The 13,394-nt window shown below is 68.4% G+C and carries 9 protein-coding genes and 2 pseudogenes; 3 read left to right on the forward strand and 8 right to left on the reverse strand.

From position 1 onward, the window contains the following. Positions 1 to 147 precede the first annotated feature (147 nt). Both ACQEWB_RS50120 and ACQEWB_RS50125 read left to right on the forward strand, forming a co-directional pair. Positions 148 to 1,272: a peptidoglycan recognition protein family protein gene (locus ACQEWB_RS50120; RefSeq protein WP_432844489.1), complete on the forward strand. Its 1,125-nt coding sequence runs from the start codon at positions 148 to 150 to the stop codon at positions 1,270 to 1,272. A 446-nt stretch (positions 1,273 to 1,718) separates the two neighbouring features. Next, positions 1,719 to 2,024, forward strand: a complete 306-nt coding sequence (locus ACQEWB_RS50125) for a DUF1330 domain-containing protein (RefSeq protein WP_432844490.1) — start codon at positions 1,719 to 1,721, stop codon at positions 2,022 to 2,024. 656 nt (positions 2,025 to 2,680) lie between these two features. Here the strand turns inward: ACQEWB_RS50125 and ACQEWB_RS50130 are convergent. The 6 genes and pseudogenes from ACQEWB_RS50130 to ACQEWB_RS50155 all read right to left on the reverse strand — a co-directional run. Next, positions 2,681 to 2,803, reverse strand: a pseudogene (locus ACQEWB_RS50130) (hypothetical protein); the annotation flags it as partial. A gap of 201 nt (positions 2,804 to 3,004) precedes the next feature. Then, positions 3,005 to 4,090, reverse strand: coding sequence for an alpha/beta hydrolase family protein (locus ACQEWB_RS50135; RefSeq protein ID WP_432844491.1), 1,086 nt, complete (start codon positions 4,088 to 4,090; stop codon positions 3,005 to 3,007). Beyond that, positions 4,087 to 4,866, reverse strand: a complete 780-nt coding sequence (locus ACQEWB_RS50140) for an ABC transporter ATP-binding protein (RefSeq protein ID WP_432844492.1) — start codon at positions 4,864 to 4,866, stop codon at positions 4,087 to 4,089. The genes ACQEWB_RS50135 and ACQEWB_RS50140 overlap by 4 nt, the downstream gene beginning before the upstream one ends. After that, positions 4,863 to 6,740 (reverse strand): branched-chain amino acid ABC transporter ATP-binding protein/permease, encoded by a 1,878-nt coding sequence (locus tag ACQEWB_RS50145; RefSeq protein ID WP_432844493.1) that lies wholly within the window; start codon positions 6,738 to 6,740, stop codon positions 4,863 to 4,865. The genes ACQEWB_RS50140 and ACQEWB_RS50145 overlap by 4 nt, the downstream gene beginning before the upstream one ends. Continuing rightward, positions 6,737 to 7,624, reverse strand: a complete 888-nt coding sequence (locus ACQEWB_RS50150; RefSeq protein WP_432844494.1) for a branched-chain amino acid ABC transporter permease — start codon at positions 7,622 to 7,624, stop codon at positions 6,737 to 6,739. The genes ACQEWB_RS50145 and ACQEWB_RS50150 overlap by 4 nt, the downstream gene beginning before the upstream one ends. Continuing rightward, complete coding sequence (locus ACQEWB_RS50155; protein ID WP_432844495.1) at positions 7,621 to 8,859, reverse strand: amino acid ABC transporter substrate-binding protein; 1,239 nt, start codon at positions 8,857 to 8,859, stop codon at positions 7,621 to 7,623. The genes ACQEWB_RS50150 and ACQEWB_RS50155 overlap by 4 nt, the downstream gene beginning before the upstream one ends. A 423-nt stretch (positions 8,860 to 9,282) precedes the next feature. On the opposite strand from ACQEWB_RS50155, the pseudogene ACQEWB_RS50160 reads away from it, so the two are divergent. Beyond that, a pseudogene (locus ACQEWB_RS50160) lies at positions 9,283 to 9,749 on the forward strand (transposase); the annotation flags it as partial. A gap of 154 nt (positions 9,750 to 9,903) precedes the next feature. On the opposite strand, the gene ACQEWB_RS50165 reads toward ACQEWB_RS50160, so the two are convergent. After that, the gene (locus tag ACQEWB_RS50165; RefSeq protein ID WP_432844496.1) at positions 9,904 to 11,166 is read right to left on the reverse strand and encodes a dihydrolipoamide acetyltransferase family protein; all 1,263 of its coding nucleotides are present in this window, start codon (positions 11,164 to 11,166) and stop codon (positions 9,904 to 9,906) included. Position 11,167: 1 nt separating this feature from the next. Then, on the reverse strand, positions 11,168 to 13,348 hold the full coding sequence (locus ACQEWB_RS50170; protein WP_432844497.1) for an alpha-ketoacid dehydrogenase subunit alpha/beta: 2,181 nt from the start codon (positions 13,346 to 13,348) through the stop codon (positions 11,168 to 11,170). Positions 13,349 to 13,394 lie beyond the last annotated feature (46 nt).

Here is a 13,394-nt window from a genome sequence, read left to right on the forward strand (position 1 = left end):
TCTTCGCCCGATCTCCACACGGAAGTACTACGACCGCAGTACACCTGGGGCGGGAGTGATGGATAGCGTCACTTGACCTTTGAAGCACCCGGCCCTCTGTGTGGCCTCGGTGCGCCCGTCACTTGCACCTCTGGAAGGGGCACTTCCGTGTCCGAATCCCCCACCCCCACACCCTCCTCCCACCGTAGGAAGCGCTCGCTGTCCCGCCGCGGCGTCATCGGCGCGACAGGAGCGGTCGCAGCCGGTGCCGCCCTGACACCGGTGGTCTTCGCGGCGAGCGAGTCCGGCGACACGGACTCCTCCGGTTCCGGTGACTCCGGTACGACGCCGGAGAAGTTCCCCGCGACCCGGACCGACGCCGCCACCGGCACCGGAGCGGCCACCACCGCCTTCGCCGCGTCCTATGTCGGCGTCCGCTGGAGCGGCGCGCGCGACGGCGCCGGGATCCGCTTCACCGACGGTGACGCGTCCGCCTCCACCTGGCAGTCGCTCGCCAGCGGCTGCGCCTCCGTCGAGGGCGGCGGCACGGCGCTGATAGCCGCCGGGAACGCCACCGCGTACGAGTTGAAGGCCTCCGCCGACGTGGACGGCGTGCACTCGCTCGCGATCGACACCACCGACGGCCCTGGCCGCACCTTCCATGTGCCGAGTGAGCCGACGCGCATGCGTGGCGTGCGCTACCTCTCACGGCCCGCGTGGGGCGCCGACGAGTCCAAGCGGTACAAGGACGGCCAGGTCAACTCGCCCGAAAAGTACTACCCGTTGCAAGTACTCACCGTCCACCACACCGCGACGCCCAACGACGACCCCGACCCGGCCGCCACCGTCCGCGCGATCTACGAGTACCACGCGATCACCAACGACTGGGGCGACATCGGCTACCACTTCCTGATCGACGAGGCCGGCACCATCTACGAGGGCCGTTACTCCGGCGACGACGGCGTCCCGGCCTTCAACTCGGACGGCGAACTCGTCACCGCCTTCCACTCCCTGGGCTACAACTCCGGCAACCTCGGCATCGCCCTGATCGGCACCCTCCAGGACAAGGCCCCCACGAACGCGGCCAAGGCCGCCCTCATCCGGCTGGTCAAGGTGATCTGCCGGATCAAGGGCCTGGACCCCCAAGCGAAGGTCACCTACACCAACCCGGTGAACGGTGTGCAGAAGGACACGAACACCATCGGCGGCCACCGCGACTACTTCGCCACCGAGTGCCCCGGCCAGACGATGTACGACCTTCTCGCCGAAGTCAGGGCCGCTGTCGCCCGCTGATACGCCCCTGCCCTGAGGGGGACCGGCCACCGAGCGGCGCTCATTCCGCCGGGAGGCTGACCGATCCCCCATTGGAGGACAGGTCCCTCGGTGCACCCTTGATCCGGCCGCGCGGTGGCGACCTCGATGGTGTCGGCTCCAGCCGGCATCTGGTTCTGCAGCCCTCGCTGCCTCTTGACACACCGAATCGTTACGGAAACACTGTAACCGTTATATGTCAGCAGAGTCCCCCCTCTCTTCCGGCACCTCACCATGGGCAGTCTCCGTATCCGCTGCGCGCGATCCTGGACCGGCTCGCCGGCCGCGCTGCCCCTGAAACACGTCGACCTGCCGCCGCGCACTGTCGTGCCGTCGTGGAACGCCAGAGGGCTCGACCGCCCGGAAGAGCGTTGCCATCACGGCCGGTTGACCGATGTCAGCCAGCCGACCAGAGCGAAGGAAAACCGATGCCCAAGGCCTATGTCATCGTCACCGAGGCGATCAACGACCCGTCGGGTATGGACGCCTATATGCGGGCGGTCAGACCGACGATCGTACAGAGCGGCGCCTCCGTCCTGGCGGCGACGCAGCCTCAGGTCGTCGAGGGGCAGTGGCACGGGAACCGGACCGTCATCCTGGAGTTCGCCTCGGCGGAGGCGGCCCGCGCCTGGTACGAGTCGGACGCATATGAGAAGGTCAAGCCGCTGCGGCTCGCGGCGGCCGAATGCAACGCCGTGATCGTCCCCGGCTTCGACATGCCCTCGGGGGGCTGAGCGCCGGCGTGTTCGCCGGAACCGATGACTCTCAGGCCGCCCGGGTCATGCGGCAGCTCTGACCGAGCGGTGCCGATGGCATGACACTTCGTGCGGGGCCCCCGGTGCGCCGGGGGCTTCCGGCCCACCGGGGCGGACGCGTCGGCGTTCGCATCTCGGCCGGCACGTCGCAGACCTGGCCCAAGATGGGCGGCCCGGCCGCCCTGAACTGGCGCGGGACCTAGCTCCCTACTCGCGGGGCACCCGTCAAGAGCGCCTCTATTCAAGATCGTTGGCTGATCCGGCGGCCCGACTGTGACGGATCGCAGGGCGCACCGTGCCCAGCGGCGACTCGTCGTTGCCGGTTGATCAGTCCGCCCCTCGCAGCGCCGCGGCGATGTCCCGGGCGAGCGCGGCGAGCTGACCAACTCGCGTTCCTGCAGTTCGAGATGCGCATCGATGACGACCTGACGCATCTTCACGTCGTCGGGCCGCTCCTGGATCATCTCTGCCGCCGTCCCGAGCCCCAGGGAGACCACCGCGAAGGGGGTCAGTGGCGCCGGCGCCTCAGCGACCGCGCGCACGACCAGCTCCCGCAGCGGGGCCACGTTGGCGAACGGCACGTCGCGTTTGTCGGCGTAGGGGCGGAAGAAGGTCCGCTCGGTCAGGCCGGCCCGTTCGGCGATCTCCGCGACCGTGGTCCGGTCGAAGCCGCGCTCTGCGTACAACTCCGTCGCCCACCCCCAGAACCTGTGAAGCCTCCGGGCTTGCTTGAGCGTGATGCTTGGAAACAGGCACATCCGGTTCTGAGGGGGCCGGGGCACGGCGACGTGCCCCGGCCACCCGACCAGGGGCGAGACATCACCACCCGCTAGGAGAAAGCAGCCCCCATCTACCCAGCGGGACTCCCCATCGCAGGCGTCTTCCTCTGGTCCGCCCGATGATCCGAACCAAACCGCCCGACCCGGGACCGCACACGAATCAACGGAACCAGCGCTCAGTCAGTGCGCCGCAGACGTCATCTGGTCGGTGATCCAGTCCGCGATCATGGGTCGGGCGCGATGCGGAAGGTTCGTGAGGATGTGATTGCCGCCCGGGTAGCAGACGAACGACGCGTTCGGTGTCTCCTGGGCCTGTCGCTCCGTCTGCTGCCACGGCACGAGCCGGTCCTGGTCGCCGGCGACGTAGAGGCAGACCGCTTGGATCTTTTCGCACACCCCGGTGAGATCGAGTTGCCGTACGACCTCGAACGCTTCGTCTGCCGTCGCTGAGTGGGTCCGCGCGATGAATGCCTGTTTGGTGATGGGTGAGGCCTCGTCCCACTTCTGCCAGGAGGCGTAGGGACCGCTGAGGGCCGCCATCGCCCGCACCCGGCTCTCGTGCGCGGCGACGAGCGGTGCGTAGAAGCCGCCCAGGCTGAAGCCGCACACGGCGACGCCCTCCACCATCCGCGCACCCCCGTCGACCGAGCGCCCCACCTCGTCCAGTACGGCGGATACTGCCCGGTGGTAGTCGCCGCGCAGGGGAATCCGCAGACCGGTCTCGCCCTGCCCCGGCCCGTCGATGGAGAGAGTCGCCAGGCCGCGCTGGAGGAACGAGTCCTCTACATAGAAGAACTCCTCCTTCGTGGAGTCCAGCCCGGGCAGGAGTACCACCAGCCGCGGTTCGTCCACACCAGCGGGCCGACGCAGCACAGCCACCACCGCCTCACCGTCGAGGTCGGCCTCGATGCGCTGCGCCGTCGGGTCGAGGAAGGAGAGAGCTCGGCGCATCTCCTCGACCGATCGCAGCGTCGCCTCGGCCACGAGATCGAGGTCAAGCGTCCAGACGAACTTGGCGAAGTGCCGAGTTACCGCAGCGCGCCGCCAGGCGTGCCCGGCGGTCAGGCCGTTCCCGGCCGCCTCGGCCTCCTCGGCGATCTCTGCGTGCTCGTCCGCCGAACGAACCCACTCGGGCAACCACTGATCCCACGTGGTGATGCGCGCCATGGTCGCGGCGAAGCCCGCGTAGTCCACGCCGTTCTGAATGAATCGCGGGGCCCAGTTCGTTGCGGCCAATTCGACGAGCGGGTCGCGCTGCCCTGTCATAGGAACTCCTTGGTAGTGGGGTTGGGTTCGGTTGCCGGTACCTGTTCGCCGAGCGATGTACCGAAGTACATGTGGGCGATGTGCGGGTCGGAGAGAATCGACGGGGCATCACGCTCGGTGACCACCTTGCCGCTTTCCATCACGATGCCGTCGGTGGCCATCTTCATGCCGAAGCGCACGTTCTGCTCCACGATCAAGATCGTCTTGCCGCTCGCGCGCAACACCATCACCGAGTCGTAGACGGTCTGCAATGCCTTGGGGTCGAGACCGAGTGAGGGCTCGTCGAGGAGGAGCAGCACCGGGTCCAACATCAGCGACCGCGCGAACTCGACCATGCGGCGCTGGCCACCCGACAGGTTGCCGGCGTTGTCGTGGGCACGGTCGGCGACGATCGGGAAGAGTGCCGCAACCTGGTCGTACCGCTCCCGGACGAGCGCCTTGTCGCGGCGAATGATGTAGGCACCGAGCAGGACGTTCTCGCGCACCGACATGCCCGGGAACAGAGCGTTGGCCTGGGGCACCTGCGAGACGCCACGCTGGAGGATCTCGGCAGCCGAGCATCGGTCGATGCGCTCCCCGCCGAGGTGGACCTCCCCCAGACGCGGGGTCAGCAGACCGCTGATGGTCTTCAGCACCGTGGACTTCCCCGCGCCGTTCGGTCCGACGATGCACGCGACCGAGCCGGCGGCCACGGTGATGTCCACACCCTGCAGCACGTCACCTCCGCCGTAGCCCGCGACGACGCTCCGTATCCGCAGCAGCGGCTGGTCGGTCATGTCTGCACCTTGTCCTCGATCGCGAAGTCGTCGCCCAGATAGGCATCGACGACAGCGGGATCGTTCTGGATCGCGTCGGGTGTGCCCGAGGCGAGGGTCGTGCCCCGAGCGAGCACATGGATCGGGTCGCACAGCCCGAGCACGAACGGCATGTTGTGCTCGACGATCAGGAAGGTCTTGCCGTACGAGTTGAGCTCGCGGATCATCTCGCCCATCCGGTCGATGAGTACCGGGTTGATCCCGCCCGCCGGCTCGTCGAGCAGGATCAGCTTCGGATCGAGCATCAGGATCTGGGCGAGCTCGACCAGCTTCTGCTGTCCGTAGGACAGCGCGCGGGCCTTCTGGTCACGGAACGCGCGCATCCCCACGAATTCGAGGAGCTCGTCCGCGGCCTTCGCCTCGGCGCCGCTGACGGCGATGCGGCCGAGCTGACGGACGGAGAACTCGCGCTGCACCGCGACGACGTTCTCCAGCACCGTCATCTCACGGAAGAGGCGAGTGATCTGGAAAGTGCGGCCCAGTCCCCGGTGAGCCCGCTCCCAGGACGGCAGGCCGTCGATGCGGCGGCCGTCGAGCCAGATCTCGCCGGACTCGGCGGTGATCGTGTCGTCGATCAGGTTGAAGGTGGTGGTCTTGCCCGAGCCGTTCGGGCCGATCAGGCCGGTGATCGAGCCGACGGGCACGGTGAATGACGCTCCGTCGACCGCTTTCACCCCGCCGAAGTGCCGTTTGAGGTTCTTGACCTCAAGCATCGCCCGGTCCGGTGTCGCGCCCCGCTCGCTCACCTGAACCCGCCCGGTGAGGGACGCAAGGCTTCCGCCCGTGCCGATCCGGGCGCCGACGAGTCCCGCCTTGCCCCTGCTGCGGCGTCTACTCAGCAGCGACTCGACCGCCGGCAGGATACCCTGCGGCAGGAAGATCACCACCAGCACCAGGAGCCCGCCGAACAGCAGCAGGCGGGCGTTGCCACCACCCCAGTCGTTGTTGGCCATCTCGTTGAGCCACTCGATGAGGAACGCGCCCAGGACGGGCCCCCACAGCGTCGCCTTGCCTCCGACCAGCATCGATAGCACCAGCTGGACGCTGATCAGGATGCTGAACATCCCGCGCGGGTCGATGAAGGTCAGGTAGTAGCCGTAGACCCCACCGGCCATCCCGACGAAGAGCGCGCTCGCCATGAACGCGATGACCTTCTCGGTAGGCAGGTTGATGCCGATGGTCGCGGCCTTGTTCTCGTCCTCGCGGATCGCGATCAGACCCATGCCGAGCTTGGTCCGGCGGATCCACCAGGTCATCGTGAGCTGCAGGGCCAGGATGCCCACGAGCGCGTAGTAGAAGGGCCAGTTGACGATGTCCCGGTCCCATGTGGGCATCGGAAGGGTGAGGCCGGCGGTGCCCTTGGTGAGCGAGACCCAGTTGACGGCGATGACCTGGATCAGGAACAGGAAGGCCACGGTGATGACCACGAATGCCGGGCCGCTCGAGCGCAGTGAGACCGCGCCGAGGACGAGCGCGAACGTCACTGCCACCAGGCCCGAGACCGGAACCCACAGCCACGGGTTCACCTCGGTGAATCTGCTCGCCAGGACGCCGACGGTGTATCCGCCGAGGCCGATGAAGGCGCCTTGTCCGAGCGAGATGTAACCGGCGAAGCCGGAGATGATGTTGAGCCCGCCGGCGCCGATGGCGAACACCAGCGAGAGGATGATCATGTTCTGGTAGTAGATGTCGTCGCTGAGCATGGGGTAGACGACCAGCAGCACGCCTGCGACGAGGGCGATGCCACGGCCGATCCAGATCGGTTCGAGCCGACTCCGGCGGCTTGCGCCCGTGGTGGCCGACGATGCGGTGTCATTCTTCGTCGGGATACTCATGTGGTGGCCACCGTGTCCTCTCGAAGGCGGGTGCCGAGCAGGCCCTGGGGCCGGATCAGCAGCACCGCAAACACGATCGCGTAGGGCACGGCTGTCGACCACGCCGGAGACCCGTACGCCGACACCATGGTCTCGGCGACGCCGAACAGCAGCCCGCCGAGCACAGCACCGTTGATGCTCCCCAGCCCCCCGAAAACGACGATGGCCAGCAACCTGGCGATCCACTGGTAGTGGGAACCCGGGATGAAGGGGTACAGCACCCCGGTGATCGATCCGGCGGCACCTGCGGCCGCGATTCCGATGCCGAACACGAGGGCCGCGACGGACGCCACCTTGACACCGACCAGCTCGGCCGACGACGGGTTGGTGGCCGCCGCCCGGATGGCCCGGCCCAGCCAGGTCTTGGTGAGCACCGACCACAACAGGATCAGCACGATGACCGCGATCAGACCGCCGTGCACCTGGGCCTTCGGGAAGAAGATCCCGCCCATGGCGAAGGACTCGTCGGCGTAGGACGGCCTGATGGCGGAGGAGTTGTTGCCCCAGACCTCACCCATCACCCCCTCGAGTACCAAGGCGATACCGAAGGACAGGAGCACCGTCGAGGCCATCGGAGCACTGCGCACCGGCGAGACGAGCAACCTGTAGGTGAGCCAGCCGAGTCCGAACATCATCGGGGTCGCGACCACGATGCCCAGGAGCGGATCGAGACCGAAGGCGTCCCAAAGCCAGTAGGTGAGGAAGGCGGACAGGATCAGGAAGGCTCCGTGGGCGATGTTGACGACCCGCATGACCCCGAAGATGAGTGACAGTCCGCTGGCGGCCAGGGCGTAGACCCCGCCCAGCAACAGCCCGAGGACGATGGTCTGCAGCAGCTGGGTCATTCGCCGGCCCCGCCGGGCTTCCAGCCCTGAATCATCTTGCTGGTGGCGGACTTCTCCGGGAGCACGTACTGCACGCTGTCTCCCTGCCACTGACCGACCAGGAAGTCACCGATCGGCGAGCCGTCCTTGTTCCACTTCAGGCCACCCAGGATCGTCGTGACGGAGTTCTTTCTCAGCCAGTCGGCCAGGGCGCTCTGGTCGTCGACACTGCCCACACCCTCGGCCGCAGCCTGGAGCACCTGGCCGGCGGCATAGGCGTCCGCGGCGTCCTCCGGCGGCTCGGCACCGTCGTACATCTCCTTGTACTTGGCGACGAACTCGTCGTTGCCCGGCGTCTTGGCGGTCGGCGCGTGGCTGATACCGAACATGATGCCTTCGGTGTTCTCCGCACCGATCCCGTCCGCGTACTGCTTGCCCAGTGACGGCGCGGTGGTCTCGTACAGCCATTTCGGCGTGAGGTCGGCCTTGAGCATCGCCCGGACCATGCCCACACCGTCCTCGAATCCCGCACCGTGCACCACCACGTCGGGATCCGCCGCCTTCATCGCCGTCACGATCGAGTCGAAGTTCTTCGTGTCGGTCGCGTAGGTCTTTTCGTAGACGGTCTTGATGCCGGCGGCCTCGAGGATCTTCTTCACCCCAGCCACCGCGGGAGAGGCGAACGGGTCGTCGAGCGTCGGGTAGGCCGCGGTCTTCGGCCGCTTGTCCTCCGGCAGGCCGGCGAGGTACTCCGCGAACAGCTTGCCCTGCTTGTCGGCGGTGGCCTGCTGGGCGAAGAAGAGGTACTTGAAGCCCCGCTGGAACAGCTCCGGCGCTCCGCCGGCCGGCTCCACGAACAGCATCTGATTCTTTTCCGCCACCGCTGAAGCCGCGGCGTTCAGCTGTGAGGAGAACGTCCCAAGGAGGAGATCGACCTTGTCCTGGCTGATCAACGCGTTGTAGTCGGCGGTGATGGTGTTCTGGTTGCTGCCGTCGTCCTTGATGACGAGCTTGACATCACGCCCCAGGATCCCGCCGCTCTCATTCACCATCTTCTGCCAGACCTTGTAGCCCTGCTGGGCGGCCTGTCCCGGCTGGGACGCTTCACCGGTCAGGGGCAGGGAGATGCCGACCTTCACCGGCCCCTTCGCGTCGCCCCCCTCGGACTCGCTTCCTCCGCAGGCCGTGAGCCCCAGCGTCAACGCGCCGGTCAGTGTCAGGGCGGCCCAACCCCGCGGGAGTGAAACACGGAACATTCAAGTCCTCCTCGTTCGGTACCGCCGCAAACGATTGCAGTTTCTGGGGCGCGTCACGCCCTGTCAAGCATTCGCACCAGATTCGAGGCTCCAGGCGGTCACATCAGATGCGTTGGCCCAGTTCACCAGCGTGTGCGTGGATCTCCTACGGCTCCCGCCCATCGGCCCCGTCGTGCCCCGCACAGCGATGAGAGCCCTCACAGTCTGCAATCGAATGTGATACCAGTCCGGTCGCCCCCGGCGCGGTCGCCGAAGTGCGGATCGTCGCTGCCCCCGAATCGCCAACCTGGCTCGGCCCGCACGGGTCTCGATTCCAGGCTGCCGAGCCGGTACGCGCCCCGGACGCGCGATGCCTGACGGGTCGGCCGAAACCGAAGGGCATGCGAGGCGGGTGCGGCTCTTCTGCAGTGAGTTGGTCATGCCGTGGGCCGTGGGCGACCGCACCCCCGAGCCCAGCCCTCCCTGTTGGAGCAGGACGAGGGGCTGCGGCATCAGGTATTCCTCACCAACACCCCGTACTCCGGTGACGGTTCAGCCCAGTTCCTGGAGGTCCGCCACTGCGGGCATGCCTGCGTCGAGGACCGCATCCGGTGCGGCAAGACCACCGGATTCGGCCGCTTCCCCTCCGGCGGCTTCGGCGACAACGCCGCCTGGCTCGAACTCAGCCTCCCAGCGATCGGTCTGCCGGCCCGGACTCGTGTCCTGCTGCTGGACGGCGAACTCGCCCCTGCCGAACCGAAAAGGCTCCGCTACCGACTGCTGCATGTCGCCGCCCCCTCGCCCACGGCGGCCGCCGCCTGCGCGTACGGATATCGGCTGTCCGGCCCTGGAGAAATGGACTGGCCGCGGCTTTCCACCGCCTCGCCGCACTGCCCCGACCCGTCGGCTGAACTGGCAAACCCCTGCCCGCCCACGCCCCGAAGGACCCCGGAGAACCTGACCGCCGGGCCGGGACTGCGCCTTGCCCAGATACGGAAATCGCGTCGCCACCCGAAAGGTGGTGATCAACGACGCCAGCGTGGTGGATCGGCTTGTAGTGCCGCGTCAGGCCAGGATCCGGACCGGGTGCTCCAGCAGCTCCTTCAGGGCGGCCAGCCAGCGGGCGGCGGCCACGCCGTCCACCGGACGGTGGTCGACGGACAGGGTCACGGTCATCAGCTTGCCGGGTACGACCGCTCCGTCCTCGACAACGGGCTCCTCGCGCACCGCTCCGACCGCGAGGATCGCGGCATGCGGCGGGTTGATGATCGCGGCGAACTCCTCGACGCCGTACATCCCGAGGTTGGTGACGGTGATTGTCCCGCCCTCGAGCTCGTCCTGCCTGAGCGTCCCGTCCCGCCCCCGCAACGCGAGATCGCGCACCCGGGCGGCGACCGCGGTCACCGTGAGCGAGGCCACGTCCCGGACGACGGGGGTGACCAGCCCGCGGTCGGTCGCCACGGCGACCGCGATGTCTGCGGTCGGATACGTGCGGACCGCATCGGGCGTCCAGATGACGTTCATCTCCGGCACCGCGACGTGCGCGGCCGCGACCGCCTTGACCACGAGGTCGTTGAGCGAGATCCGGGTCATGCCCTCGTTGATCTGTGCGCGCAGCGCGACCAGACGGTCGGCACGGACCGTGGCCCGCACGTAGAAGTGCGGCGCGTTCTGTTTGCTCTCGACGAGGCGGGCGGCGATCGCACGACGGAGTCTGGTGTGCGGGATCTCGACACCCTGCGCCGGTGCAAGTGGCTTCGAGGCGGGCGTCCGAGCGCCGTCCTCGACCACCCGCGGAGATGCCGGTGTGTTCTTCGCGGCGATGGCGGCGTCGACGTCGCGGCGCAGGATCCGGCCGCAGGGGCCGGTGCCGGTGATCGCCTCGACCGGGATCGCCGCCTCCTTGGCCAGCTTCCGCGCCAGCGGGCTCGCGAAGATCCGTCCGTGCGCGTTCGGTGCGGGCGCGGGTGGCGCAACGGGGGCCGAACTGGGGCCCGCCGGCACCTCGGTTCGCACGGGCATCACGTGTGCGGGCGGTTCGACGACATCGAGCTCGACAAGGAGGGTGTCAATGTCCGCGGCCACCTCGCCCGGTACGCCGAGGACCGCGATCGGTGAGCCGACCTCGACCTGGGAGCCGGCGGAGACCAGCAGCTTCAGGACGACGCCGGCGGCCTCGGCCTCGACGTCGACCAGCGCCTTCTCCGTCTCGACCGTGGCGATGGTCTCCATGGCGGCGAAGTCGGCGTTCTCGGCGACCATCCACTCCGCGAGCACGGCCTCGGTCGCGTTGGCGGCGACCTCCGGCATGCGCAGGACCCGGGGCATGTCAGTACCTCGCGATCTGGGCGAGTGCGGCGATGACCTCGTCCTTCTGGGCGATGGCGGCGCGCTCGAGCACTTTGCTGATGCTCGGTGAAGCCTCCGCGCCGGTGACCCTGCGGACCGGCCCGTCGAGCAGGTCGAAGAACCGCCTGGTGATCTCGTCGGCGAGCCAGCCGCCGTACGACGTGCCGAACGCGCCCTGCTCGGCGATCAGAACCTGGTTGGTCTTGGTCAGGCTGGCCTCGATGGTGTCCCAGTCGATGCTGGCCCGGTCGAGCCAACGCAGGTCGATCACCTCGCCGTCCACTTGTCCGAACTCCTCGACCGCCTGGAGCACGTACGGCACCATGCCGAGGTAGGTCAGCACGGTGACGTCGCTGCCCGGCCGTCGCACCGCCGCTTTGCCGACGGGCAGGCAGTAGTCGAGGTCGTCGACCGGTCCAGGACCGCTGGAACCGTAAAGGTCGACGTGTTCGAGGACGACGACGGGGTCCTGGCAGCGCAGGGCGGTGTTCATCAGGCCCACGTAGTCGTACGGCGTCGACGGTGCGACGATCCGCCAGCCGGGGTTGGTCGCGAAGACGCCCGCCGGGTCCATCGAGTGCTGCGATCCGTAGCCGGTGCCCATGGCCACCTTGCTGCGGAGCACCAGCGGGACGCTGCTCTCGCCGCCGTACATGTGCCGGGCCTTGCCGATCTGGTTGAAGAGCTGGTCGGCCGCGACCCACATGAAATCGGCGTACATGAACTCCACGACCGGGACGAACCGGCCGTCGAGCGCGATGCCCCCGGCCAGTCCGGCGAAGGCGTTTTCGCTGATCGGGGTGCCGAGGATCCGGCCCGGGAACCGGTCGGGCAGGCCGCGGGTGGCGCCGTTGGTCCCGCCGTTGAGCCGGTGCACGTCCTCGCCCATCACGACGATCCGGCTGTCGGTCTCCATCCGGCGGCCCATCACGGCCGCGACCGCGTCGATGAACTTCGTCTCCTGGACGGGTACGGCGTGGCCCGCGGCCGCCACGACCGGGGCGGTGTCGAACTCGCTCAGGTCACCGCGGACACCGACGTCGACCCACGCGGGGTCGGGCCACTCGGTCGGCTTGATCCGGCGCTGGCCGGGTTTGCCGCCGGGCAGCGGCTCGAACAGCACCCGGCCCACCTCATCCATCACGGCCTTGGCACGGACGATGGCCTCGGCGGTTTCGTCGGCGGTCATGATGCGGCGCCGCTGAAGATGGCCCGCGGTCTGCTTGAGCGGGTCGCGGTCGCGCCAGGTGCGCTCCTCGTCCTTGTCGCGGTAGCCGAACGCGCTGCCGGCGAACCCGCCGTTCTGGTGGAAGAACCGATAGGTGTCGACCTCGACCACGGTCGGACCGCGGCCACGGCGCATGTGCGCGACCGCCTCGCTCATGGCGAGGTGAACGGCGAGCGGGTCCATGCCGTCGACCTTCCAGCTCGCGATGTTGAAGCCCGGCCCGCGCGCGGAGAGCCGCGGCTCGGCCGTTGCCTCGTGGACGGAGGTCGACACGGCGTACTGGTTGTTCTCGATGAAGAAGCAGACCGGCAGTGACCATGCGCCGGCGAGGTTCATCGACTCGAGCGTGGATCCGATGTTGACGGCACCGTCACCGAAGTAGGTCACCGACACGGCGGGGGTGCCGGCCTGGCGGTGGGACCACGCGAAACCGGCCGCCTGCGGAACGCCCCCGCCGACGATGGCGTTGGTACCCATCGCGCCGGCGTCCTTCCACCGCAGGTGCATCGACCCGCCTCGGCCGTGGCTCCAGCCGCGGTCCAGGCCGCAGATCTCCGCGAGGGTGCGCAGCAGGGCGTCACGGACCTGGCCGGACGGCGCGCCAAGCGGGTCCATCCCCTTGGGCTCGACGTGGTGGAGCGCCTTGGCGAGGAACTGGTGGTGGCCGCGGTGGGAGCCGTTCACCGAGTCCTCGCTGGTGAGCGCGAGCACCGACCCGACGGCGCCACCCTCCTGGCCGATGCTGGAGTGCGCGGGGCCGTGGATCAGGCCTGCGGCGGCGAGGTCGAGGACGTACTGCTCGAAAGTCCGGATCCACACCAGCTGGGCGTAGATCGTGCGCAGCAGCGCGGGGTCGGCGACGTCCCAGTCGGCCTCGGTCGTGACGATCTCGACCCAGGGCGCGGCGGGCGTGAGTGGGCGGTGCTCGGGCATGGCCTTCTCCTTCATCCGGCAGCACCCTGACACAGGATTGGATCCA

Origin of the sequence: Streptomyces sp. CA-249302 (assembly GCF_050936785.1) — a bacterium.
Lineage (GTDB): Bacteria > Actinomycetota > Actinomycetes > Streptomycetales > Streptomycetaceae > Streptomyces.